21 protein-coding genes are annotated in these 24,906 nt (G+C 72.2%); 3 read left to right on the top strand and 18 right to left on the bottom strand.

What is annotated here, in order from left to right; all coding sequences use genetic code 11:
• Nucleotides 1-232 precede the first annotated feature (232 nt).
• Nucleotides 233-3,160 (bottom strand): preprotein translocase subunit SecA, encoded by a 2,928-nt coding sequence (gene secA, locus DKT68_RS19105; RefSeq protein ID WP_109818777.1) that lies wholly within the window; start codon nt 3,158-3,160, stop codon nt 233-235.
• Nucleotides 3,161-3,320: 160 nt separating this feature from the next.
• Here secA and DKT68_RS19110 point away from each other — a divergent pair, with 160 nt between their 5' ends.
• Together DKT68_RS19110 and DKT68_RS19115 are read left to right on the top strand one after the other, a co-directional pair.
• Nucleotides 3,321-4,481, top strand: coding sequence for a GNAT family N-acetyltransferase (locus DKT68_RS19110; protein WP_236646967.1), 1,161 nt, complete (start codon nt 3,321-3,323; stop codon nt 4,479-4,481).
• Nucleotides 4,478-5,590 carry a GNAT family N-acetyltransferase gene (locus DKT68_RS19115; RefSeq protein ID WP_109818778.1) on the top strand — a complete coding sequence of 371 codons (1,113 nt, stop codon included), beginning with the start codon at nt 4,478-4,480 and terminating at the stop codon, nt 5,588-5,590. The genes DKT68_RS19110 and DKT68_RS19115 overlap by 4 nt, the downstream gene beginning before the upstream one ends.
• A 92-nt stretch (nt 5,591-5,682) precedes the next feature.
• Here the strand turns inward: DKT68_RS19115 and hpf are convergent, their stop codons facing one another.
• The 8 genes from hpf to efeU all read right to left on the bottom strand — a co-directional run bounded on the left by hpf (nt 5,683) and on the right by efeU (nt 15,161).
• Nucleotides 5,683-6,315 carry a ribosome hibernation-promoting factor, HPF/YfiA family gene (gene hpf, locus DKT68_RS19120; RefSeq protein ID WP_109818779.1) on the bottom strand — a complete coding sequence of 211 codons (633 nt, stop codon included), beginning with the start codon at nt 6,313-6,315 and terminating at the stop codon, nt 5,683-5,685.
• A gap of 245 nt (nt 6,316-6,560) precedes the next feature.
• Complete coding sequence (locus DKT68_RS19125; RefSeq protein WP_109818780.1) at nt 6,561-7,268, bottom strand: ComF family protein; 708 nt, start codon at nt 7,266-7,268, stop codon at nt 6,561-6,563.
• 4 nt (nt 7,269-7,272) lie between these two features.
• A complete protein-coding gene (locus DKT68_RS19130; protein WP_109818781.1) occupies nt 7,273-9,093 on the bottom strand; it encodes an LpqB family beta-propeller domain-containing protein in 1,821 nt (606 codons plus the stop codon).
• Nucleotides 9,090-10,847 carry an MtrAB system histidine kinase MtrB gene (mtrB, locus tag DKT68_RS19135; RefSeq protein ID WP_109818782.1) on the bottom strand — a complete coding sequence of 586 codons (1,758 nt, stop codon included), beginning with the start codon at nt 10,845-10,847 and terminating at the stop codon, nt 9,090-9,092. Before mtrB ends, DKT68_RS19130 begins: the two co-directional genes overlap by 4 nt.
• 12 nt (nt 10,848-10,859) lie before the next feature.
• Nucleotides 10,860-11,549, bottom strand: coding sequence for an MtrAB system response regulator MtrA (gene mtrA, locus DKT68_RS19140; RefSeq protein WP_109818783.1), 690 nt, complete (start codon nt 11,547-11,549; stop codon nt 10,860-10,862).
• Between the two features lie 207 nt (nt 11,550-11,756).
• Nucleotides 11,757-13,034 (bottom strand): iron uptake transporter deferrochelatase/peroxidase subunit, encoded by a 1,278-nt coding sequence (gene efeB / locus DKT68_RS19145; RefSeq protein ID WP_109818784.1) that lies wholly within the window; start codon nt 13,032-13,034, stop codon nt 11,757-11,759.
• 25 nt (nt 13,035-13,059) lie between these two features.
• Nucleotides 13,060-14,193 carry an iron uptake system protein EfeO gene (gene efeO / locus DKT68_RS19150; RefSeq protein ID WP_109818785.1) on the bottom strand — a complete coding sequence of 378 codons (1,134 nt, stop codon included), beginning with the start codon at nt 14,191-14,193 and terminating at the stop codon, nt 13,060-13,062.
• A gap of 23 nt (nt 14,194-14,216) precedes the next feature.
• Nucleotides 14,217-15,161 carry an iron uptake transporter permease EfeU gene (efeU, locus tag DKT68_RS19155; RefSeq protein ID WP_236646965.1) on the bottom strand — a complete coding sequence of 315 codons (945 nt, stop codon included), beginning with the start codon at nt 15,159-15,161 and terminating at the stop codon, nt 14,217-14,219.
• 156 nt (nt 15,162-15,317) lie between these two features.
• Between efeU and DKT68_RS31510 the strand changes: the two genes are divergently transcribed.
• A complete protein-coding gene (locus DKT68_RS31510; protein WP_201749102.1) occupies nt 15,318-15,476 on the top strand; it encodes a hypothetical protein in 159 nt (52 codons plus the stop codon).
• 85 nt (nt 15,477-15,561) lie between these two features.
• Here DKT68_RS31510 and ahcY read toward each other — a convergent pair whose 3' ends face one another.
• The 9 genes from ahcY to DKT68_RS19200 all read right to left on the bottom strand — a co-directional run bounded on the left by ahcY (nt 15,562) and on the right by DKT68_RS19200 (nt 24,840).
• Nucleotides 15,562-17,061 (bottom strand): adenosylhomocysteinase, encoded by a 1,500-nt coding sequence (gene ahcY, locus DKT68_RS19160; protein WP_109818786.1) that lies wholly within the window; start codon nt 17,059-17,061, stop codon nt 15,562-15,564.
• Between the two features lie 277 nt (nt 17,062-17,338).
• Nucleotides 17,339-18,502, bottom strand: coding sequence for a mannose-6-phosphate isomerase, class I (gene manA / locus DKT68_RS19165; protein WP_109818787.1), 1,164 nt, complete (start codon nt 18,500-18,502; stop codon nt 17,339-17,341).
• A 3-nt stretch (nt 18,503-18,505) separates the two neighbouring features.
• Entirely contained in the window at nt 18,506-19,513 is a 1,008-nt protein-coding gene (locus tag DKT68_RS19170; RefSeq protein WP_109818788.1) for a cation diffusion facilitator family transporter, read from the bottom strand.
• Nucleotides 19,514-19,571: 58 nt separating this feature from the next.
• Nucleotides 19,572-20,768, bottom strand: coding sequence for an SIS domain-containing protein (locus DKT68_RS19175; RefSeq protein WP_109818789.1), 1,197 nt, complete (start codon nt 20,766-20,768; stop codon nt 19,572-19,574).
• Nucleotides 20,765-20,950 (bottom strand): Trm112 family protein, encoded by a 186-nt coding sequence (locus DKT68_RS19180; protein WP_007455824.1) that lies wholly within the window; start codon nt 20,948-20,950, stop codon nt 20,765-20,767. The genes DKT68_RS19175 and DKT68_RS19180 overlap by 4 nt, the downstream gene beginning before the upstream one ends.
• Before the next feature lie 61 nt (nt 20,951-21,011).
• Complete coding sequence (locus DKT68_RS19185) at nt 21,012-22,397, bottom strand: phosphomannomutase/phosphoglucomutase (protein ID WP_109818790.1); 1,386 nt, start codon at nt 22,395-22,397, stop codon at nt 21,012-21,014.
• 69 nt (nt 22,398-22,466) lie between these two features.
• The gene (locus DKT68_RS19190) at nt 22,467-23,528 is read right to left on the bottom strand and encodes a hypothetical protein (protein ID WP_109818802.1); all 1,062 of its coding nucleotides are present in this window, start codon (nt 23,526-23,528) and stop codon (nt 22,467-22,469) included.
• Between the two features lie 275 nt (nt 23,529-23,803).
• Nucleotides 23,804-24,487, bottom strand: coding sequence for a deoxyribonuclease V (gene nfi, locus DKT68_RS19195; RefSeq protein WP_109818791.1), 684 nt, complete (start codon nt 24,485-24,487; stop codon nt 23,804-23,806).
• Nucleotides 24,488-24,546: 59 nt separating this feature from the next.
• Entirely contained in the window at nt 24,547-24,840 is a 294-nt protein-coding gene (locus DKT68_RS19200) for a hypothetical protein (RefSeq protein WP_109818792.1), read from the bottom strand.
• Between the last annotated feature and the right edge of the window lie 66 nt (nt 24,841-24,906).

Raw genomic sequence — 24,906 nt, forward strand, 5'->3', positions numbered from 1 at the left:
CTGGAGCACCGCCGAGGCCGCTGGCTCTGCACCGCCCTACAGGTCCTCTGAGCACACCGGTCCGAGTCGTGCCCGGTCCGGGGCACGACGCAGACCGGCCCGGGCCCACTGGCCGGGCACGGCCTCCCTTGCCGGGCGGGCGCGCGGCTGGGTGGGTGAGGGCTGGCGACAGCGAACGGGCCCCGGCCAGATCGGCCGGGACCCGTCAGCTCTGTCGCTCAGGCGCCGCTGCTCAGTTGCCGCCGTTGGGGGCGCCGTGGCAGCGCTTGTACTTGCGGCCCGAACCGCACGGGCAGGGCGCGTTGCGGGACGGCCCGTTGCTGGCCTCCGCCTGGTTCGGCGCGGGCCGTCGGGAGGGGGCCGTCGGGACCGCCGGGCCACGGAGCCCGGAGGCCGGCCGCTGCGGGGCGGACGGGGCCGTCCGTCCCGGCGTCGCCGGGGCGCCCGGGGCCGGTCGGCCCACACCCAGGGCCGGAGCCTGCTGCTCGGCCTGCTCGACCGCCACGGCGCCGGGGCTGGACTCGCCGTCGATGGTGGGGGCGGAGTATTGCAGGCCCTGCCGCTGCGGCGCGCGGTTGAGACCCTTGGCGCGGATCTCCACCGGCTTGTCGAGCAACGTGACCTCCTCCGACTCCGCGTCGGGCTCCGGCTCGGTCACCTGGACGTCCACGTTGTAGAGGAAACCGACCGTCTCCTCCTTGATGCCGTCCATCATGGTGGCGAACATGTCGAAGCCCTCGCGCTGGTACTCCACCACCGGGTCGCGCTGGGCGTACGCCCGGAGGTTGATGCCCTCCTGGAGGTAGTCCATCTCGTAGAGGTGCTCGCGCCACTTGCGGTCGATCACCTGGAGCAGCACCATCCGCTCGAGTTGGCGCACCCCCTCGGCGCCGAGCTGCTCCTCACGCCGGTCGTACGCGGCGTTCGCGTCCTCCTTGAGCCGCGCGACCAGGAAGTCGGCGTCCATCCCGGCACGGGAGCCGCCGGCCTCCTCCTCCAGCTCCTCGATCGTCACGCCGACCGGGTAGAGCTGCTTGAGGCTGGACCAGAGCTGCTCGAGGTCCCAGTCCTCGCCGTAGCCGTCGGAGGTGGCCCCCCGCACGTACGCCTCGACCGTGTCGTCGATCATGTTGCGGACCTGCTCGGAGAGGTCCTCGCCGTTGAGCACCCGGAGCCGCTCGGCGTAGACGACCTGGCGCTGCTTGTTGAGCACCTCGTCGTACTTGAGCACGTTCTTGCGGATCTCGGCGTTCTGGCCCTCGATCTGGGCCTGCGCGCTCTTGATCTGCCGGGTGACCATCTTCGACTCGATGGGCACGTCCTCCGGGATGTTGAAGCGCTCCATCACCGCCTCGACCGCGCCGGCCCGGAAGCGCCGCATCAGCTCGTCCTGCAGGGACAGGTAGAAGCGGGACTCGCCCGGGTCACCCTGCCGGCCGGCACGCCCGCGCAGCTGGTTGTCGATGCGGCGGGACTCGTGCCGCTCGGTGCCCAGCACGTAGAGGCCACCGGCGGCGGCCACCTCGTCCGCCTCGGCGTCGCAGGCCTGCTTCCACTGGGGCAGGACCTCCTCCATCGCCTTGGCGTACTCCTCCTCGTTCTCCAGCGGGTCGAGACCGCGCTGGCGGAGCTCGTTAGCGGCGAGGAACTCGGCGTTGCCGCCGAGCAGGATGTCGGTGCCGCGGCCGGCCATGTTGGTGGCAACGGTGACCGCGCCCTTGCGCCCGGCCTGGGCGACGATCTCGGCCTCGCGGGCGTGGAACTTGGCGTTCAGCACGTTGTGCGGGATGCCCCGCCGGCGCAGCAGCTGGGAGAGGATCTCGGAGTTTTCCACCGAGACGGTGCCGACCAGCACGGGCTGGCCCATCTGGTGCCGCTCGGCGATGTCCTCGATGACCGCGTTGAACTTGGCCTTCTCGGTCTTGTAGATCACGTCGGGACGGTCCTCGCGGACCATCGGACGGTGGGTCGGGATGGTGACCACGCCCACCTTGTAGACCTTGTTGAACTCGCTCGCCTCGGTCTGCGCCGTACCGGTCATCCCGGACAGCTTCTCGTAGAGGCGGAAGTAGTTCTGGAGGGTGATGGTGGCCAGGGTCTGGTTCTCCTGCTTGATCTCCACCCCCTCCTTGGCCTCGATCGCCTGGTGCATGCCCTCGTTGTAGCGGCGGCCGTGCAGGATGCGACCGGTGAACTCGTCGACGATCAGGACCTCACCGTCGCTGACGATGTAGTCCTTGTCGCGCTTGTAGAGCTCCTTGGCCTTGATCGCGTTGTTGAGGTAACCGACCAGCGGGGTGTTCACCGACTCGTAGAGGTTGTCGATGCCGAGCCGGTCCTCGACCTTGGCGACGCCGCGCTCGGTGACCGCGATGGTGCGCTTGGAGTGGTCGACCTCGTAGTCGCCCTCGCCGTCGGTGCCGGGCTGGAGCCGCGCCACCACGCCGGCGAACTCGCCGTACCAGCGGGCCGAGTGCTCGGCCGGGCCGGAGATGATCAGCGGGGTGCGCGCCTCGTCGATGAGGATCGAGTCGACCTCGTCGACCACCGCGAAGTTGTGGCCCCGCTGGACCAGCTCCTCCTTCGACCAGGCCATGTTGTCGCGCAGGTAGTCGAAGCCGAACTCGTTGTTGGTGCCGTAGGTGATGTCGCACTCGTACGCGGCCTTGTGCTCGCTGGCCGGCCGGTTGGGCAGCACCACGCCGACGGTCAGCCCCAGGAACTCGTGCACCCGGCCCATCCACGCCGCGTCACGCTGGGCGAGGTAGTCGTTGACCGTGATCACGTGGACGCCCTTGCCGGAGAGCGCGTTGAGGTAGACGGCCATGACCGAGGTCAGCGTCTTGCCCTCACCGGTCTTCATCTCGGCGATGTTGCCGAAGTGCAGCGCCGCGCCACCCATCACCTGGACGTCGTACGGGCGCTGGCCGAGCACCCGGGCGGACGCCTCGCGGGCCACCGCGAACGCCTCCGGCAGCAGGTCGTCGAGGGTCTCACCCTCGTCGAGCCGCTCCCGGAACTGCTCGGTCATGCCGCGCAGCTCCTCGTCGGTGAGGTTGACGTAGTCGTCCTCGATCGAGCTGACGGCGGCGGCGATGGCCTTGAGCCGGCGCACCATACGGCCCTCGCCCGCGTTAAGGACCTTTTCCAGAATCGACACGGATCAACGCTCCCCTAGACAGTCTCGAACCATCGTAGGCGCTCCATCGGCGCGATGGTCAGTGGTAGCAGTGGTCCGCCCCGCCGAACCCGACATAACTCGCGCGGCGGGTGGGTACCGGAGGTTATCCAGTTACGCCGTGGGCGAACGGTCCGGCACGATGGCACGGGTGGAGCCTGTGGAGATCATCGAGGACGGCCTGCTGCTGCGGCCCTGGCGGGGCACGGACGCCGACGCGGTGCACCGTGCGTGCCAGGACCGGGACATTCAGCGTTGGACCACCGTACCTCGCCCATACCTGCCGGAACACGCCCACGGATTCGTCACCGACCTGAGCCGACGAGCCTGGGCGGAGGGCACCGGCGCCCCGTTCGCGGTCTGCGACCCGGCCAGCGGCGACCTCCTGGGCTCGTGCGGGCTGGTCACCATCGACGGCGACGGCGACGGCGAGATCGGCTACTGGACGGCGCCCTGGGCGCGCGGACGGGGCGTGACCGTGCGGGCGGTCCGGGCGGTGGCCCGCTGGTCCTTCGACACGCTCGGGCTGCGCCGGCTGCTCTGGCAGGCCGAGGTGGGAAACCACGCCTCCCGGCTGGTCGCGCTCCGCGCCGGGTTCCGGATCGACGGCCGGCTGCGGCTGGCCGACCCGGCGCCGGAGGGCCGCGCGGACGGCTGGATCGGGTCGCTGCTGCCCGGCGAGGTGCCCGCCGCGGGGTCGACCGGGCCGGCGGCGACCGGCACCCTGGCCGCCCGGCGGGCCGCGGTCTTCGGCCGTCCGCAGCCCACCCTGTTCGCCACCGCCGGGGCCGGCGAGCTGCGGCTGCGGCCGATGGAGGAGCAGGACCTGGACGCCGTGGTGGAGACCTGCCGCAATCCGGAGACCATCCGCTGGACCACCGTGCCGGACCCGTACGAGCACGCCGACGCGCAGTGGTACCAGGGCTTCAGCCGGGACGCCTGGGCCCGGGGGGACGCCGCCTGTTACGTGATCGCCGACCCGGACGACCGGTACGCCGGCTCGATCGACCTGCGGGTCTCCCCCGCGGATCCCCTGCTGGCCGACGTCGGCTTCATGACCGCCCCGGCGGCCCGTGGCCGGGGCTACATGCCGGCCGCGCTCGCCGCGCTGAGCGCCTGGGGCTTCACCACGCTGGGCCTGGCCCGGATCGAGTGGAAGGCGAACGTGGGCAACAACGCCTCCCGCCGGGTGGCCGAGAAGGTGGGCTTCGCGTTCGAGGGAACCGCCCGCGGCGGGCTCCAGCATCGCGGTGAGCGGATCGACGCCTGGGTGGCCGCGCTGCTCGCCGAGGACCTGACGTGACGCCGCGGCAGGTCGTCGACGCGCACGGGGTACGGCTGCGCCCGTTCCGAGCGGGGGACGTCGCCGACGTGGTCGCCGGCTGCGCGGACCCGGTCACCCAGCGGTTCCTGCCGAACCTGCCCACGCCGTACACCGAGACCGACGCCCGCTGGTGGATCGAGTCGGGCGCCCCGGCGGCCTGGACCGGGGGTGGCGCGGCGTACGCGGTCGCGGACCCGGCCACCGACCGGCTGCTCGGCGGGATCGGGTTGAACAATCCGGTGCCCGACCGGGGTCAGGCCGAGATCGGCTACTGGGTGGTGCCGGCGGCGCGCGGGCGTGGGGTGGCCGGCGCGGCCACCCGCGCGCTGAGCGAGCACGCGTTCGCCACCGGGACGGTCCGGCTGGAGCTGCTCACCGAACCGGAGAACGGGCCCAGCCAGCGGGTCGCGCTGGCCGCCGGCTTCCGGTACGAGGGGGTACGCCGGGCGGCCAGCCCGAGCCGGGACGGCGGCCGGCAGGACCTGCTGACCTGGATACGCCTCGCCGACGACCCGCCCGGCCCCACCGCCCGGATGCTGCCCGACCTGCCCGGCGGCGTGCTCACCGATCAGGTGGTGGCGCTGCGTCGGCTCGCCCCCGACGACGCGGAGCTGATGTACCGGCTGCACAGCCGGCCCGAGGTGGTGGCCAACCAGGCGCCGCCGGTGCCCCCGGAGCGGGCCGCGGTCGAGCGGCGCTGCCGGCTGGCGGAGAGCGGGTGGCTCACCGGCGAGATCGCCCGGCTGCTGATCACCGATGCGGCCAGTGGCGAGCCGGTGGGCAGTTGCGGGCTGTCGTACACGGATGTGGCCAGCGCTGAGGCGTCACTGGGCTACGCGTTGCTGCCCGAGTGGCGGGGCCGGGGGTACGCCACCCGGGCGGTCCGGCTGCTGGCCGGCTGGGCGTTCGGGCCGGTCGGCATCGCCCGCCTGATCGCGGGCACCGTGCCGGAGAACACCGCCTCGCACCGCGTGCTGGAGCGGGTCGGCTTCCAGCGGGAGGCCCTGCAACGTGCCCGCCTCCCCGGACTGGCCGGCACCCGTCTCGACGACCTGACCTTCGCCCTGCTACCCGCCGAACTCAGGTGACGTGGTTCATGGAGTTGTGGTGGGTGGTCCGCACTGTTTCGCGGCCTTCACACCCCACCACAACTCCATGATCGACGCGGGTCGGGCCCGGGTCAGGTGGCGAGGGAGATGATGCCGTAGTCGTAGGCGTGGCGACGGTAGACGACGCTGGGGCGCCCGGACTCCTTGTCCTGGAACAGGTAGAAGTCGTGGCCGACCAGTTCCATCTCGAACAGCGCGTCGTCGATGGTCATCGGTTCCGCCGGGTGCACCTTCTCCCGGGCGATGTGCCATGGCTGGTCGTACTCGTCCTCGACCCGCTCGGCGACGGCGGTGCCGGCGCGGGCGCCGTCACCGGGCGCGCTCAGCGGGGCGGCCACCAGGTCCGCGACCGGCAGGCCGGCGGTGGCGGCGGCGACGGAGATCGGCGCGTGCCGACCCCGGTGGACGCGGCGGCGGTCAGCCGCGCGGCGCAGGCGGGTGTCGAGCTTCGCGATGGCCGCGTCGAGCGCGCTGTAGAAGTCGTTCGTGCAGGCCTCAGCCCGGATCACCGGGCCGCGGGAAACGCAGGTGATCTCCACCCGCTGGCAGTGGTCTGCTTGGCGCGGATTGCGCTCGTGAAACAGCTCGACATCGACACGAATGAGTTTGTGATCGTAGCGTTCGATCTTTGCGAGTTTCTCGGCTACGTGTACCCGGTAATGGTCCGGCACTTCGACGTTTCGGCCCTTGACCACGATGTCCACGTGACCTCCCTTGTTCGGACGGTCTTCGATCCGGTTACCCGGTCGCGCGCCGTGGGGGAGCCCGCTGGCGTCGACCGGTCAGTGCGGCTACGCCTCCTCTCACCGCCGGGGGCGGGTGGAAAAACCTCCTACCCCCGACAGCGAAACGCTAACTCCTGTCTGGCCGGCAGTCACCCCATGTTGCCAAGACCGCCCAGGGTTTTTCACACCTCATACACCAACGGGTGAAACGGAAACACGAACGGTTACGAAGGCCGTCTTTTCTCGGTCGCCGCGAGCACCGCGGCCACACTCGGCGGTCGCCCCGTCGCGGCCAGCACACGGGCGGCTGCCGCCAGGGTGACCCCGGTGGTGACGATGTCGTCCAGCAACACCACCACCGTCGCCTCGCCCGCGGCGCCGCCCCCGTCCGTCGCGCCCCGCCGGGGCCGGAAGGCCGCCTCGGCCGCCGCCGCCCGGCCCGCGCTGTCCAACGTCACCGAGTCCGGCCGCGGCGACGCGCGCAGCGGCCGGTGCACCCGGACCCGCCAGCCCGCCCGGCTCAGCCGCGCCGCACAGTGCCGGGCCAGCCGGTCCAGGTGATCGCCGTAGCGGGCCCGGGCCGCCGCCGCGGTGTCCGGGACCGGCACCAGCGCCAGCGGACGTGCCCGCCCGACCGCCTCCGCGACGACCTCGGCGAGCAGCGCCCCGAGCGGGCGGGCCAGCCCGTGGCGGCCGTGCTCCTTGTACGCCAGCAGCGCCTCACGCAGCGGGCCGGCGTACGCTCCGAGAGCGACGCAGGGCGGCAGACCCGGCGGGGCGGGAGTGGGACGCACCGACCGGGGACGCAGCGCCTCCAGGGCCGTCACGCAGGTCGGGCAGACCCCCTGCCGCAGGCCGGACCGACGCTCCCGACAGCCCGCGCAGTCGGCGGGCAGCACCAGGTCCCCGAGGTCCGCCCAGAGCCCGCGCACGGCGTCAGTAGAGGAAGAACGGGGCCGACGGGTTGCTCGGACGGGCCCCGGCCGACGCGGTGATGTCCCGCACCCGCTCGACGTCGATCCGTTCGAACGGGCTGCTGCGGTAGGCCACCCCGTTCGCCTCGTACATGAATGCTCCGAATGCCCCGTTGGGCAGGGACACACTGCGGTTGGTGGGGTACGCCGTCAGGTGGTTGACCTTGGCGCCCACGTCGGTCTTCAGCGGCGTCTCCAGGGCGCCGTCGACACTGACCTCGTAGATCGCCGGTTGACCGGCCGACCCGGCCACCACCAGCCGGTCCTCGCTGCCCCAGTCCACCGCGCTGAGGCCGGTCAGCGAGGTGACCAGCGGCCGGGGCGGGCCGATGGAGACACCGCCGCCGTCCAGGTTGACCGCCGCCACGTAGAGCCGGCCTCCGGCGATCAGCGCGACCCGCTGGCCGTCCAGCGACGCGGACACCGCGGTGACCTCGGCGGTGGGCAGGTTGAGGGGCACCTGGTACATGCGGGCGCCCTCGTCGAAGCGGTAGAGCCGGCTGTCGGCCACCACGAGGCCCCGGCCGGGCCGGGAGCCGACCGTGCGCAGCCAGACCGGACGGCTGATCGACGCGTAGTCGGCCCCGCTCCGGTTGAGCGCGGCGTCCGGATCGCCGCCGGTGCCCACCGCGAGCCGCTGCCGACCCTTGCTGCCGCCGGTCACCACCATCGCGGCGAGGACTCTGCCGTCGGTCCGCGCGAGGCCGGCGGAGACGATGTTGCGGTTGACCTCGGGCGTCAGCGGAACCACGCCGCCGGGCTCGCCGGGGAAGTCGAGCGGGCGGATGGCGCCCTCGTACACGCCGAACCGCTGCGGGCCCTCGTTGATCGGGTAGAGCCGCTGGGACGCGCGGCGTTGGCTCAGATCAAGCACGGGCTGCGAGTTGTTGCGGATCTTCAGCTCCAGCTCGCCCTGCAGGTCGCCCAGCGACCACGCGAGCTGCGTGATCAGCTGGTCGATCCGGTTCTGGTCGTCACCGGACATGTCCAGGTTGACCTCCCACCGGTTGTTCGCGCCGGTGGCGTTGTTGATCATCTCGGTGCGGTCCGGCAGCCCGACGACGCCGGGGCGCAACCAGTCGGACGGACCACCGACCAGCCATTTCACCACCTCGTTGACCCGCCGCTCGTCCGGCACGGCGAAAGGCAGGTAACGCTGGTCGGGCACCAGCCGGCTGCGGTCGGAGTTCCAGAAGTAGATCAACTCGTCCTGGTAGTACAGCTGGAGGGCCGCGTCGCTGAGCAGCAGCACGTTCGGCGGGTCGAGGACGTACAGGCCGGCGCGCTCGTCGTCGCCGCCACCGCCGAGCGACGCGCTGCGCAGGCGGAACTCGTACCCCGTCTCGGTCGCCTCCGGCGGCGCCAGCGTGCCGTCGGTCCGCAGCTGGCCGAGCTGCTGGACCTTGATCCTGACCGTGGTGGTCGAGTCGCTGTTGCCGGTGAAGACCGCCTCGCGCAGCCGGACCACGGTCAGCGCGACCTCGCTGCCCTTCTTCTCCTGCAACCGGGACTGGTGCTCCGGCGCGATGAACAGCTTGACGCGCTCGTAGGCCCGGTCCGGTTCGCCGGCGGCGGCCGACAGGAAGTTGCGCACGAACGCCTCGGTGTCGCTGCCGCTCGCCGTACGCGTCGGCGGATCACTGCGGCGGCCGTTGCCCGAGCCGGCCCCTGTCGCGGTGCCGGCCTTGCCGTCCACCCGCACGTCCGACGAGGCCGGGATGCCGCATCCGGCGCCCAGCAGCAGAACGGCGCTCAGCGCACCGAGCAGAGCCTGCCGCCTCATGTGCGCACCTCCGCCCGCTGCCCGTCCCCGGCCGACGCCGGGCCGATGGGCAGCGCTCCGCCGGTGCCGGGCCCGATGGCCAGCGGGCCGCCGTCGCGGGGGCCGCCGAACGGCAGCGCGGCGTCGGCGGGCACCAGCCGCAGCGGCGAGGTGGTGAGCCGGTCGCCGGCGCGGGCCGGCAGGGTGAGCCGGAACTGCGCGCCCTGCCCGGGCGCGCCCCACGCCTCCAACCAGCCACCGTGCAGCCGGGCGTCCTCCAGGCTGATCGACAGGCCCAGCCCGGTGCCACCGGTCTGCCGGGCCCGGGACGGGTCGGCCCGCCAGAACCGGTTGAACACCAACTTCTCCTCGCCCACCTTGAGCCCCACCCCGTGGTCGCGGACGGTGATGGCGACGGCGGTCTCGTCGATGCCGAGGGTGATCAGCACCGGGCGGGCCTCGCCGTGCTCGACGGCGTTGCCGACCAGGTTGCGCAGCACCCGCTCGACCCGGCGCGGGTCGACCTCGGCGATCACCGGCGTGCCCGGCAGGTCCAGCTCGATGGGGACGCCCACCCGCTCCGCGAGGCCGGCGAGCCGGTCGACCACCCGGTGCACCACGGGCACCAGGTCGGTCGGCTCGGCGTCCAGCATGGCGAAGCCCGCGTCGAACCGACTGATCTCCAGCAGGTCGGTGAGCAGCTCCTCGAACCGGTCCAGCTCGGCCTGGAGCAGCTCGGCGCTGCGGGCCACCGCCGGGTCGAACTCGTCGCGCTCGGCGAAGATCAGGTCGGCGGCCATCCGCACGGTGGTCAGCGGGGTGCGCAGCTCGTGCGAGACGTCCGAGGTGAACCGGCGCTGCAACCGGGACATCTCCTCCAGGCGGAGGATCTGCCGTTGCAGGTTGGTCGCCATCTGGTTGAACGACGCGGCGAGCAGCGCGAGGTCGTCCTCGCCGTTGACCACCATCCGCTGGTCGAGCAGGCCGGCGGAGAGCCGCTGGGCGGTCCGCGCGGCGACCCGGACCGGGTTGACGACCAGCCGGGTGACCAGGGCCGCGAGCAGGCCGAGCAGGATCACCAGGGCGACCCCGGTGGCCACCACGGTGGCTCGGGCGTCGGCGGCGGTCACGTCCTGCCGGGTCAGCGGCACCAGGTAGTAGAGCTCGATCTGGCCGAACCGGGTGGGCACCGGCGAGCCGTAGACCAGATACTTCGTGGGCTTCCCGGTCAGCCGGCCGGTGCGGATCTGGCTGGCCACCTTGCCGCTGCCGACCGCCGATCGCAGCTCCCTGCTGATCAGCGGCTGGACGTTCGCCGCCGGGGCCGTCCGGGTCTGGATCGCGTTCGGGTACCCGTCGGCGGTGATGGCCACCACCACACCGCTGATCTGCTCGGGGTCACCGCCGGCCAGGTAGTTGACCGTGCCCTCGATGGTCTCCTGGAGCTGCGCCTCCTGCGGCTGGCCGTAGAGGGAGACCTGCTTGGCCGCGTAGCCGGCGCCGCTGTTCACACGGAGCCGGACGTCGGTGCGGGCGTTGTCGAGCAGGATTGTGGTGATCTTGTCAGCGATCAGGTACGCGAAACCGCCGACCAGCAGGCTGGAGGCGACCAGGGTGATGGTCACCACCCGGACCTGGAGCGAGCGGCGCCAGGTCTGGTGCACCCGGGCCGCGACCCGGGCGGCCCGCCCGCTCAGCGCACGCCAGAACTCCCAGCCGGCGCCGGGGCGGCGCACAGCCGTCGTCAAGGGGTGCGAGGGCGGGGAGGTCGACACAGTGTGACCAGGCTATCCGGTCCCCGCCTTATAGCCCACGCCCCGCACGGTGAGGATGATTTCCGGGCGCTCCGGGTCCGGCTCGATCTTGGCGCGCAGACGCTGCACGTGCACGTTGACCAGCCGGGTGTCGGCCGCGTGCCGGTAGCCCCAGACCTGCTCCAGCAGCACCTCGCGGGTGAAGACCTGACGCGGCTTGCGGGCGAGCGCGACCAGCAGGTCGAACTCCAGCGGCGTCAGCTTCACCTCCTCGCCGTTACGGCTGACGGTGTGCGCGGGCACGTCGATGGTGATCTGGTTGCCGGGCGGCCCGATGGTCAGCATCTCCGGTGCCACGTCCTCGCCCCGGCGCAGCCGGGCCCGCATCCGGGCGACCAGCTCCTTGGGCTTGAACGGCTTGACCACGTAGTCGTCGGCGCCGGACTCGAGGCCGAGCACCACGTCGACGGTGTCGCTCTTGGCGGTCAGCATGACGATCGGCACGCCGGACTCGGCCCGGATCGACCGGGCCACGTCGATGCCGCTCATTCCGGGCAGCATCAGGTCGAGCAGGACGATATCGGGACGACTGTCGCGAAACGCCGCCAGCGCGCGCTCACCATCGGCCACGAAAGAGGGCAGGAAGCCCTCACTGCGCAGCACGATGCCGAGCATCTCGGCGAGTGCGGGGTCGTCGTCGACCACCAGTACCCGGGCTCTCATGGGATTAATATTGCATCCCCGTTCAGTTCGGTGGGACCGGCGTCACCCGGTAACGGATTGCGCCGCCGGCAGCGTGTCCGCGACCAGCGCGGCGGCGCCACCTGGTGCGGGGCCCGGCGGATCGTGGCCCGGCCACCTCCATGATCCCCCCTCGGGGCCGACCAGCGCCACCGCCGCTTCGGCCGGTCGCGCCGTCCCGGACGGCCATCAGCCGAAGAGCGTCCGGCCCCAGTGGTCCCCGCCGTCACGCACGCCCGGCGGACAGGCGAACAGGCCGCTGGAGACGTGCCGCAGGTACTCGTTCATCACGTCGTGCCGGGCCAGCCGCGTCTGGATCGGCACGAACTGCCGGCGCGGGTCCCGCTGGTACGCGATGAAGAACAGGCCCGCGTCGAGCCGGCCGAGGCCGTCGGAACCGTCGACGAAGTTGTAGCCCCGACGCAGCAGGTGGGCGCCGTTGTTCCGGCTCGGGTGGGCCAGCGTGACGTGGGCGTGCTCGGCAATCAACGGCTGCCCGTCGTCACCGCGCGCGTCGAAGTCCGGCTCGTCGAACTCGTCGGTCCGGCCCAGCGGGGCACCGCTGCCCTTGGTCCGACCGACGATCTCCTCCTGCTCGGCGAGCGAGGTGCGGTCCCACGTCTCCACGAGCATGCGGATCTTGCGGGTGACCAGGTACGAGCCGCCGGTCATCCAGTCCGGCCCGTCGCCCGGCTGCACCCACAACTGGTCGCGCAGCAGGTCGGTCTCCTCGGCCTTGAGGTTGGCCGTGCCGTCCTTGAAGCCGAACAGGTTGCGCGCCGTGGCCTGGTCACGGGAGGTCGACGAGGTACGGCCGAAGCCGAGCTGCGACCAGCGGACACTCACCACGCCCATGCCGAGCCGGGCCAGGTTGCGGATCGCGTGCACCGCCACCTGGGGGTCGTTGGCGCACGCCTGCACGCAGAGGTCGCCGCCGGAGAGCTGCGGCTGCAACGCGTCGCCGGGGAACTTCGGCAACTCGGCCAGGGCGGCCGGGCGCCGGTCGGCGATGCCGAACCGGTCCCGCCCGTCGGCGTCGCGGAACAGCGTCGGGCCGAAGCCGATGGTCAGGGTGAGCTGCGACGGGGGCAGGCCGAGCGCCTCGCCGGTGTCGTCCGGCGGGGCCTCGGGCATCCCGCCGACCGCGCCGAGCACCCCGGCGTCGCGCCCGGCGGTCATCCGGGCGGCGGCGGCCGTCCACTCCTGGAGCAGCTCGACCAGCCGGGCCCGGTCCTTGGTGATCACGTCGAAGGCGACGAAGTGCAGCCGGTCCTGGGCCGGGGTGACGATGCCGGCCTGGTGCTCACCGTGGAACGGCACCGCACCCGCCGGGTGGTCGCTGGCCGCGGCCGGGTCACGGGAGCCGTTGATCAGCGCGCCCGCACCCGCCGCCACCCCGGCGACCCCGGCCACCCCGGCGCCGGCGAGCGTTATCGCCCGTCGTCGGGTCAACCTGCTCCCGCTCATCGACTCGACTCCCCCTGACGTCCGGTCACCGTGCGACGACTGCGGCGACCTTGCTGATCGGCTCGGCGAGCGCGTTGATGCCGTCGGAGAGCTCCTTGAGCTCAGCCTTGCTCAACGCGGTGTGCAGCTTCCACCCGTCGCCGTCACGGTGCTTGCCGAGCAGCGCCTCGACGTTGGCGAACTCGGTGTCGAGCTGCTTGACCAGCTCCGGCGAGCGCTGCTCAAGCGCCGGCCGGAGGGCGGACACGGCGGCCTTGGAACCTTCCAGGTTGGCCGCGAAGTCCCACAGGTCGGTGTGCGAGTAGCGGTCCTCCTCGCCGGTGATCTTGCCGCTGGCCACCTCGTCGAGCAGTTCCTTGGCGCCGTTCGCGAGCTGGAGCGGCGAGAGCTTCTCGGCGTTGGCCTTGGCCACGATCTCCTTGACGTCGACCAGCAGCCGGTCGGCGATCGGGCCGTCCTTGCTGATGTCACCGGACTGCCAGAGGTCCTTCTCGATCCGGTGGAAGCCGGTGAACTCCATCCCCTCCTCGATGACCTCCTCGCGGCCATCGATCTTGGGGTCGAGGTCGCCGAAGATCTCGGCCACCGGCTCGATCCGCTCCCAGTAGGTGCGGGCGACCGGGAAGAGCGCCTTGGCCTTCGCCACGTCGCCGGCCTTGACCGCGGTGACGAACTCCTCGGTCTTCTCCAGCAGCGCGCCGGTCTGGCTCTTGACGTAGCGCTGGTAGTTGTCGGTCGCGCCGGCGAGCGCGGCGTCGGCGGTCAGCGGCTCGGCCGACCCGCTGACCTTGAGCGCGCCCCGGATGCCCTTGCCGCTCATCCCCGGCTTGCAGGCCGTCTCGTACGTGCCGGCCGGCAGTTCCACGTGCAGCTCGCGGCTCAGACCGGGGGCGATGTTCTCCACCTCGCCCATCACCCGGTCGCCGGAGGCGTACACGTAGAACTCCGTCACCTTCGCACCCGAATTGGTGATCTTGAAGGTGGCGGTTCCGGCGCCGAGGTCGGTGGTGCCGACCTCGCAGGCGGTGTCGCTGGCCTTGACCACGATCGGGCCGCCGGCCCCCGCCGCGTCATCCTTCTCGGAGTCGGAGCAGGCGGCGACACCGGTCGTGGCCAGCACGCCGGCAGCGGCCAGCGCGAAGAATCGGGTGGTACGCATCTGAGCTGTCTCTCCTCGTGGGGTCAGGCGCGCTGCGGCGTGGACGCCGCCTCGGCCCCGGTGCCGGTGTCGGCCCCGCGCTCGGGGACGGTGGTGGTGGCGCTGTCGCTCGTCGGGGCCGTCCCGCTCGGAGCCCCGGCCGGCGCCGCGACGGGTGCCGGCGTACGGCGGGTGGGGCGCAGGAAGAGCAGGAGGACCGGCACGGCGTACCCGATCCAGGCGATCGTCTCCAGCACGGTCGGCGCGGGGGTCACGTTGAACATCCCGGCGAGCAGCGCGGCGTACCAGGTGCTGGGGTCGAGCGTGCCGGTGATGTCGAAGGCCAAATTGTTCAGGCCGGGCAGGACGCCGGCCTCCTGGAAGTCGTGCACGCCGTACTTGAGGATCCCGGCGGCGACCAGGATCAGCAGCGCGCCGGTCCAGGTGAAGAACTTGGTCAGGTTGATCCGCAGGGCGCTCGCGTACAGCAGCACCCCGAGCGCGACCGCGGTGGCGATGCCACCGACCAGCGCGAGCAGCGGCCCGCTGTCGCCGGCCGCGCCCTGGGCGGCGGAGTAGAAGATCAGCGCGGTCTCCAGGCCCTCCCGGATCACCGCGAGGAAGGCCATCCCGGCGACCGCGAGGGACCCGACGGCCAGCGCCTCGGTGAGCCTGCCCCGCAGCTCGCCGGCGATGGTGCGCGCGGCCCGGCGCATCCAGAAAATCATCCAGGTGACGAAGACCACGGCGGCGACCGAGGTGATCGCCTCGAACAACTCGCGGTCCTCGGAGCGGGCCAGCAGCGAACTCGACGTGTACTCGATCAGCCAGCCGAAGAGCACCGACAGCGCCACGGCCAGGCCGACGCCCGCCCAGACCTGGGGCAACCGGTCCCGACGCTGCGACTTGACCAGGAAGGCGACCAGGATGCTGACCACCAGGGTGGCTTCCAGACCCTCCCGCAGGCCGATCAGGTAGGTGGCGAACATCCGAGCTCCGAGATCATTAGGTACGGCTCAGCTAACTTAGGGCAGCCATACCTTCCTCCAGTTCAGAGGCCCCGTCAAGTCGTTCATGACAAGGTCACCGGCCGTGCGTCGGTCGAGGATCGGCCGGCGCCGTCCCGCTGTGGAAGGATCCCCGCCGTGAGGGGATTCCTGCCGTGGCTGACGGTGCTGGCCGTGGTGCTGCTGCTCAGCGCGCTGCGCCTGCGCGCACTGGCCACCGTCGTGTCGCTCGGCTGGCTGGTCTGGTGCGTCTGGACCTGGTTCCGCCCCGCCCGCCGCGGCCCCCGCTCGGGTTGACCCACCGCGGCGGCCCACCCGCGCCGGGCGCGGGAACGACGAACCGGGCCGGCTGCGAACAGCCGACCCGGTCCGGAAACGCCGATCAGTAGCGGTAGTGGTCCGGCTTGAACGGACCCTCGGTGGAGACGCCGAGGTAGGAGGCCTGCTCCTTGGTCAGCGTGCTCAGCTTGGCGCCGAGCGCGCCCAGGTGCAGCCGGGCCACCTTCTCGTCCAGGTGCTTGGGCAGCACGTAGACGCCGATCGGGTACTCCTCGGTCTTGGTGAACAGCTCGATCTGCGCGATCGTCTGGTTGGAGAACGAGTTCGACATCACGAAGCTCGGGTGCCCGGTGGCGTTGCCCAGGTTCAGCAGGCGGCCCTCCGAGAGCACGATGATGGCGTGCCCGTCGGCGAAGCGCCACAGGTCGACCTGCGGCTTGATGTTGACCCGCTCGACGTCGGAGCGCTTGGCCAGGCCGGCCATGTCGATCTCGTTGTCGAAGTGGCCGATGTTGCCGACGATGGCCTGGTGCTTCATCCGGGCCATGTGCTCGTTGGTGATGACGTTGAAGCAGCCGGTGGCGGTGATGAAGATGTCCGCCTGCTCGACCACGTCGTCCAGGGTGGCCACCTGGTAGCCGTCCATCGCCGCCTGGAGAGCGCAGATCGGGTCGACCTCGGTCACCACGACCCGGGCGCCCTGGCCGCGAAGCGACTCGGCGCAGCCCTTGCCCACGTCGCCGTAGCCCATCACGACGGCCATCTTGCCGCCGATCAGCACGTCGGTGGCCCGGTTGATGCCGTCGATCAGGGAGTGCCGGCAGCCGTACTTGTTGTCGAACTTGCTCTTCGTCACCGAGTCGTTGACGTTGATCGCCGGGAAGAGCAGCGTGCCGGCCCGGTGCATCTCGTAGAGCCGGTGCACGCCCGTCGTGGTCTCCTCGGTGACGCCCTTGATGCCGGAGGCGATCCGCGTCCAGCGCTGGCCGTCCTCGGCGAGCGAGCGGTGCAGCAGCTCGAGGATGACCGCGTACTCCTCGGAGTCCGCCGACTCGACCGGCGGAACGACCCCGGCCTTCTCGAACTCGGCGCCCTTGTGCACCAGCAGGGTGGCGTCGCCGCCGTCGTCGAGGATCATGTTGGGGCCCTGCCCGTCCGGCCAGGTGAGCACCTGCTCGGTGCACCACCAGTACTCCGGCAGGGTCTCGCCCTTCCACGCGTACACCGGGACGCCGGCGGGGGCGTCCGGGGTGCCGTCCGGGCCGACGACGATCGCGGCGGCGGCGTGGTCCTGGGTGGAGAAGATGTTGCAGGACGCCCAGCGCACCTGCGCGCCGAGGGCGACCAGCGTCTCGATCAGGACGGCGGTCTGGATGGTCATGTGCAGCGAGCCGGTGATCCGCGCGCCGGCGAGTGGCTGCGCCTCGGCGAACTCCCGACGGATCGACATCAGGCCGGGCATCTCGTGCTCGGCGAGCTGAATCTCCTTGCGCCCGAACTCGGCGAGCGACAGATCCGCCACCTTGTAGTCGCCGTCGGCGAGCGTGCTCGGCCGGGCCTCGGACGGCGTACCGCTGGCGGACGCCGGGAGGGTGCTGGTCATGAAAGCTCCTGTCGAACGATGTCTGCGCCGACCCTCCACCTTACGCGCGCCGGCGACGGGCAGCCCGGGGACGGTCTGCGGACAGCGCACGGGGCGGTCGGTGGTGGACGAAAGCTCCGTCCACTGCCGCCCGCCCCGTGCATCCCCCCGGTTTGGTTCCCCGCACGTTGTCGGACCGTCGTCGCGATAACGCTGCGTACTCATAGAGTCACACTCAGCCAAGACAGCGTCAAGCTATTCCGGGAAAGTCGGACTTGTGTCGTGGCGGTGGGCAGCGTCAGCGCAGTCCCGTGGTGGCCACGTACGCCTCACCGTCACCGCTGATCCGCAGCGGCTCGCCGTCCGCGGTCCCGATCGCGGCCTGGCCCGAGGCGAGCGTCAGCGCGCCGGCCCCGTCGTCCACGGTCACCGAACCGGCACCGCAGAGCACCACACGGGGGCCGGGCAGCGGCAACGTGACCGAGGGAACCGCCGCTCCCACCCGCACCCGGTGGAGCGCGAAGTCCTCCACCGGCACCGGCCAGCAGTCCACCCCCGGCCCGACCGGCTCCGCGGTCCGCACCGGATCGTCGAGCACCTCGAAGCGCAGCACCCGCAGCAGTTCGTCGACGTCGACCCGTTTCGGGGTCAGCCCGCCGCGCAACACGTTGTCGCTCGCCGCCATGATCTCCACGCCGCAGCCGCTCAGGTAGGCGTGCAGGTTGCCGGCCGGCATCCAGATCGCCTCCCCCGGCGCCAGCCGCAGGTGGTGCAGCAGCAGCGCGACCAGCACGCCCGGATCCCCCGGGTACGCCACGGCCAGCCGGCGGGCCAGCTCCGCGTCCGGGCCGTCGGCCGACGACGCCACCACGGAGGCCAGCAACTCGTCGCGCTCGGCGAGCGGCCAACCGAGCAGCGTCCGCACCGCCGTCCGCAGCCCCGCCGGCCCGGCCCGCAACGCGGCGACCACCGGCGCCAACGCCGGTACGCCGAACGCGGCGAGCGCCGCCCCCGACTCGGTCGGATCCCGGAACCCGCACAGCGCCTCGAACGCAGTGAGCGCCACCAGCAACTCCGGCTTGTGGTGCGGGTCGGAGTAGTTGCGTTCCTCCGGCGGGCGCCCCGCCTCCGCCGCGTAGCCCGCCCGGGCCTGCTCGGCGTCCGGGTGGGCCTGCAGGCTCAGCGGAGCGTCGGCGGCGAGCACCTTGAGCAGGAACGGCAGCCGGCTGCCGAACCGATCCGAGACCCGCTGGCCGAGCCACCGCCCCGGCTCGTCGCGTACCAGGTCGCAGAGGCTCGTCCGCAGGCCGGCCCGGTCCACGCTGGCCGGGGCGCCCGGGTGGGCGCCCAGCCACAGCTCCGCCTCCGGGCCGGCGCTGGGCACCGGCCGCCCCTGCAACATCGCGATCGCCGAGCGTGACCCCCAGGCGTAGTCCCGGATCGGTCCGTACAGCAGTTCCACCGGTCAGCCTCCGGGCCGCCCGGCCGCATCGCCCGACGCGTTCTGGGTCTGCGGTACGGCGGTGTCGGCGGCGGCACCGGTGCCGGCCTCGGCGGCGGCAACGCTGAAGATGTCCGGCTCCAGGTAGATCACCCGGGCGACCGGCACCGCAGCACGGATCCGCGCCTCCACGGCGTTGATGCCCCGGGCGAGGTCCTGAGCGGTCTCGCAGGCGGGCACCCCGATCTTCGCGGCCACCATCAGCTCCTCGGGCCCCAGGTAGAGCGTCTTCATGTGGATGATCCGCTCCACCTCGGGGCCGTCGGTGATCGCGCGCTCGATGGCGGCCAGCTCGGTGGCCTCGGCGCCCTCACCGAGCAGCAGGCTCTTGGTCTCGATGGCCAGCACGATGGCGATGGTCACCAGCAGGATGCCGATCATGGCGGTGCCGGCGGCGTCCCACCGGCCGTTGCCGGTGATCAGCGTCATGCCCACGCCGAACAGCGCGAACACCAGACCGACCAGCGCGCCGAAGTCCTCCAGCAGCACCACCGGCAGCTCCGGCGCCTTGGCCCGGCGGATGAAGTGCACCCAGGACTGGTTGCCTCGGACGTGGTTGGACTCCTTGATGGCGGTCCGGAAGGAGTACGACTCCATGATGATCGCCGCCACCAGCACGACCACCGGCAACCAGTGCCAGGACTTGATGCCCTCCTCGTGACCCCACTTGTGGTACGCCTCGTACAGGGCGAACAGTCCACCGACGCTGAACAGCACGATCGACACGATGAACGCGTAGATGTAGCGCTCCCGGCCGTACCCGAACGGGTGCTCCGGGGTCGCCTCCCGCTTGGCGCGCTTGCCGCCAAGCAGCAACAGGCCCTGGTTGCCGGAGTCGGCGACCGAGTGGATCGACTCGGCCAGCATCGACGACGAACCGGAGAGCAGGAACGCGATGAACTTGGTGACGGCGATGCCGATGTTGGCCAGCAGAGCCGCGACGATCGCCTTGGTACCGCCGTTCGCGCTCACGCCACCACTCCGTTGTGCCGCACGACGCCGCCCGGGACGCGCCGCCCCCTACGCTCGTTCACTGGTTCGACAGCTCCTTCATCTCGGTGATGGCCGGTACCGCCATCGGGTCCAGCCCGTGGGCCAGGGCAAGGTAGATCGAGGCGAAGTCCGGTACGGCGATCAGCGAGGCCAGTCGCTCCAGCGCCGACCCGCCCTCCGCGGTCACCACGTCACAGCGCACACCACGGCGCTCGGCGAGGGTCTGCACCGCGTCCGCGCGACGCTCCTCGACCGCCAGCGGCTCGTCCGTGTCGTCCTCGGCGTTGAGCCCGCCGTCGCGCAACAGCACCAACCGCAACCGGGTGCCCTCACCGTCGTCCTCCGACGGGTCGGCGAAGATGTCACGCTCCCCCTCGGCCAGGCCACCGAAGACACCGTCCAGCAGCCCGACCCGGCCCCGGCCGGCCTCGCCGAGCGCCCCGGTGACCACCGGGTAGCGGGCGTTGGCCGACAGGGTGTCGCCGAAGCGGCGGGCCGCCACGGTGGCCAGCGGGGACGAGCCCCAGACGATCGGGACCGAACCGGCCAGGCCCAGGGCCAGCGACTTCGCCGGGTTGACGAAGGACTCCGCGGCGGGCCGGCAGCGGTCGGCGTCCGCGTCGAGCCGGGCCGCGGTCTCCGCCAGGTCCGCCTCGTTGACCTTCACCAGGCCGAGGGACCGGGCGGCGAGCAGGACCGGCACGGTGAGCGCCCAGAGGCTGGCCCGGGCCGGGGCGCGCCGAGGCACCGGGATGAACGGCGCCCGGGCCCGCTCGGCGACCGACTGCAACTGCGAGTCGGGGGCGCCCACCGCGACAAGCCGGGCGCCACGGCGGTGCGCCGCCTCGGCGGCGCCGAGCGCCTCGGGGCTACGACCGGACGCGCTCACCGCGATGACCACGTCGGCCGCGCCCACCCACCCGGGTACGCCGGCGCTGCGGTGCGCGATGACCGGAACCGGGCAGCGCGGCCCGGCGACCGTGGCCAGCACGTCGCCGGTACGCCCGGCGGTGCCGATGCCGGCGATCACCACGGCGCGGGGCCGCCCGTCGTCGGCGAGCACCGCCAGGTTCGCCTCCGCGGCCAGCGCGGCCGACTCGCGGACCTGCGCGCCGGCCGAGGCGGTGTGCCGGAGCATGCCGCCCGGGTCGTGCTCCGCCAGCGCCTCGGGGCTGTCGAGCAGAGCCTCGTCGGCGTCACGACGCCCGCTGACGCCGGCCGTACCGTCGATCATGACTGCTGCCCGGGGCCGCCACGCGCCTCGTCGAGGAGCAGCACCGGCACGTCGTCGCGGACCTCGAAGATCCGGCCGCACTCCGTGCAGGTCAACGTCTGCGCCTCGGCGTCGTAGGTGAGCGGGGCGTGGTGCGTGTCCGGACAGGCGAGGATCTCGAGCAACTGCGGATCCAGGGCCATGGCACGGCTCCTTCCACGTGTGCGGCTTCACCGGCGGCGGTGCCGACCGGCGCAGGCGATCTTATCGGCGAACCCGGCCCAGCACCTCGTCCCGGAGCGAGACCATCCGCTCGCGGGTGGGCGCCTCGACGTTGAGCCGCAGCAGCGGCTCGGTGTTGGACGCTCGCAGGTTGAACCAGGCGCCGTCGGGGAAACGCAGGGTGAGCCCGTCCATCTCGTCGGCCACCGCCTCGGGGTACGCGGCCCGCACCTCGGCGATCGCCGCCGCCTGGTCGACCACCGTCGAGTTGATCTCACCGGAGGCGACGTAGCGCTCGTACTCGCCGGCCAGCACGGACAGCGGCAGCGACTGCTCGCCGAGCGCCGCCAGCGTGTGCATCGCGGCGAGCATGCCGGTGTCGGCGAACCAGAAGTCCCGGAAGTAGTAGTGCGCGGAGTGCTCGCCACCGAAGACGGCGTTGGTCCGGGCCATCTCCGCCTTGATGAAGGAGTGCCCGACCCGGGCGACCACCGGCTCCCCGCCGTGCTCGCGGATGATCTCCGGAACCGCGCTGGAGGTGATCAGGCCGTGGATCACCGTGGAACCCGGGTGCTTGGCCAGCTCACGCGCGGCGACCAGGGCGGTGATCGCCGACGGCGACACCGGCTCACCGCGCTCGTCCACCACGAAACACCGGTCGGCGTCGCCGTCGAACGCCAGCCCGATCTCGGCGCCGTGCTCGACGACGGCGCGCTGGAGGTCGACCAGGTTCGCCGGGTCCAGAGGGTTGGCCTCGTGGTTGGGGAAGGTGCCGTCCAACTCGAAGTAGAGCGGCACGATCTCCAGCGGCAGCGCCGACAGGGCCGCGTCACCCAGCACGGTGGGAACGGTGAAGCCGCCCATCCCGTTGCCGGCGTCGACCACGACCTTCAGCGGCCGAATGCCGGAGAGGTCGACCAGTTTGCGCAGGTAGGCGGCGTAGTCGGGGAGCAGGTCGCGCCGCTCGGCCGGCCGGACCGGGTCGCCGGCCGGGCGGGCCTCGCCCGAGTCCAGCAGGGCCTGGGCCCGCTCACGGATCTCCGCCAGACCGCTGGCCTGGCCGATCGGCCGGGCACCGGAGCGGCACATCTTGATGCCGTTGTACTGCGCGGGGTTGTGGCTGGCGGTGAACATCGCACCGGGCAGGTCGAGCGAACCGGAGGCGAAGTAGAGCAGATCGGTGGAGGCCAGCCCGATCTCGATCACCGAACGTCCCTCAGCGCGCACACCGGTGGCGAACGCCGCGGCCAGCCCGGGCGAGGTGGCCCGCATGTCGTACCCGACGACGACGGAGTCCCCCGGCTCGTCGGTGGCGTTGAGCAGCTGGGTGAACGCCGCTCCGAGAGCCTCGGCGACCCGTTCGTCCCACTGGTCCGGCACCGTCCCTCGGACGTCGTACGCCTTCACGATCTGGGACAGATCAGACACAGGTTCCGCTCCTCGGGCCGCAGGTTCCACCGAGCCTGAGCGTATCGGAGGGTCGGGGTCGGGCCCCGCTCAGCCAGGGAGCCGAGGCATGAACACGGTGTGGTCGCCACCGTCGGCGGGCGGGTCGTCAGGCCGCGGCCGGTCCCCTGGCTTGCCCGGCATGGGCTGGGTGGCATCCGGCGCCGGGCTGGGCGCGGCCGGGGGCGCCCCGTAGACGCCACCGGTCGCGGGCCGGGGAGCTGGCACCGCGCCGTAGCCGGCGGACGGCTGCTGCTGCCCGTACACCGGGCCGGGGTGACCGGGCGCGGGCGGCGACCCACCGCCGGAGCGGTAGGTGGTGCCACCGGGGTTGCCCGGCAGCGGCCCGGACAACTCGTCGGCCGGCTTCCGGTCCTGGCGCGAACGGCGGAACAGCAGCACGATGAGCAGCAGCCCGACCGCCACCATCGCGATGCCGAAGAACATCACCGGCGAGCCGCCACCGGACGACTCGGCCGCGGTCGCCGTGGTGTCGGGAGCGCCGGACACGCCGCCCACCGCGGCCTGGTCCACCTCGCTAACCGGCGCGACGTCGGTCACGCTCGGGGTGGGCGACGGCTTCTTCGACGGCGTCGGGGTGGGCGACGCCGAGGCCCGGCCGCCAGTCACCTTCGAGGCGTCGGCACCCCGGCCCAACTCCTGGCCGAGGGCGCTCACGGCCACACCGGTCACCGCGAGCCGACCGGCCGGCGCACCGGCGGCGAACGCCACCCGGTACCGGACGGTCATGCCCTTGCCCTTGCACAGGGTCGGCTTCGCCGGCGAGGTACGCCCGGTGGCCACGCTGCCGCCACCGCCCGAGACGGGCACCGGGAACCAGCGCCCGCCCGCGTTGACCTGCACCGTCACCTGGGCCGGCTCGAGACCCGCGAGACGCAGGCCCAGCGCGGTACGCAGCAGGACACACCCGTCGGAGCGCTTGCGCACCGCGACGTTCACCCCCTGCGCGGAACCGCCGGCGGCGAAGCTGCTGGCGGCACCCACCCGGACCGAGTCGTCGTCGGCCAGCGCCGGCGACGCACCGAGCATCACCAGCCCGCCCAGCAGACCGCAGACCGTCGCGAGTCGCGCCGCGCGCCGACGTACCGTCATGATCACCTCACCGTTCTCCCCGGGTGGGGTCCGCGGGTCAGGCTACTACCGGACCACCTGCACCCCCTGTCATAGAGCGGCCCGCATGTGTGCGGCGTTACGGTTTCGACCCAGCCCGCCGACCTGCGGCTTACCTCGTTGCCGAGCGCCCGGGTGTTCAGCGGGCCCGGGTGTTGAGCGGGGTCCTCGCGTTGAGCGGGCCCGGGTGTTGAGCCTGGGTCGCGCGTTCAGCGGGCCTCGTGCTCAACGGGCCGCGTGCTCAACGGGCCGCGTGGTCAGCTGGCCTGCGTGAGGGCGTCCCGGCAGAGGCGGTCGGCGGTCCGGGTGGTCTCCGGCAGCCGGTAGCGCGGGGTCAGCGCGAGCACCTGCGCCGTGGCGTTGTCCAGGCTCATCCGGTGCCCGACGCTGACGAAGACCGGCTTCACCCCGGCCTGGGTCCGCAGCACCCGGCCGACAACGTCGTTTCCGTCGCGCAGCGGGGACCAGGCGCCCCGCTCGGCGGCCGGCGGAACCCACTCGCCGACCAGTGGCGTCTTCCCCACCCCGATCGCCGGCAGTCCGGTCACCACCCCGAGATGACAGGCGAGCCCGAACCGGCGCGGGTGGGCCAACCCGTGCCCGTCGCACACCAACAGGGCCGGGCGGGTGGTCAGCCGGTCCAGTGCCGCGAGCAGCGCGGGCAGTTCACGGAAGGCGAACAGCCCCGGGACGTACCCGAACGCGGGCCGGCCCACGCAGACCGCGGAGTCCACCACGGCCAACGTTCGAGCGTCCAGCACGGTCACGGCCGCCGCGAGAAGGTCGCCGCTCTTCGCGTACGCGACGTCCAGGCCGGCAACCGTCGCAGGCGCGGAAGGTCCCGGCCCGACCAGGTCGACCAGCGGCCGCAACTCCTCCTGTACGGCCACCGCAGCCGCCACACTGCCCGGCGTCGTCACGTCCGATGATCCAGTCGACATCGGCGAAGTCGGGCTCTCCCGCCGTCCCGGATGCCGCACTTTCCCTGATCCCGAGTCGATCACCCTTGGCGCGAGCCGCCGGCGGCGTCCCCGGTGGCGGCGTCCTCCGGTTCGGTCCGGGTCGGGCCACTGTCGGTGGTGCCGGCACCGCCATCCGGGTCACTGACAGCGTTCTTCTCGGCGGGTTTCTTGATCGCGCCAAAGGCGATCGCGAAGGCGATGCCAATGGCCACACCGAAGGCGACCCCGCCCGTCGAACCGAACGAGGGGATGCCGATCGCCAGACCGAGCAGGATGCCGACCGGCCACGCCCAGGCATTGGACTTGCCGGTCTCCGTCTTGGGATCTGCCATCCCCCGATGCTATTCCGCCGCCGCGACGGCGTCCCCCGCTGGACGTTGCGGAGTCGATCGAGCGGT

This window comes from Micromonospora acroterricola (assembly GCF_003172955.1).
In the GTDB taxonomy this organism is placed as follows: domain Bacteria; phylum Actinomycetota; class Actinomycetes; order Mycobacteriales; family Micromonosporaceae; genus Micromonospora; species Micromonospora acroterricola.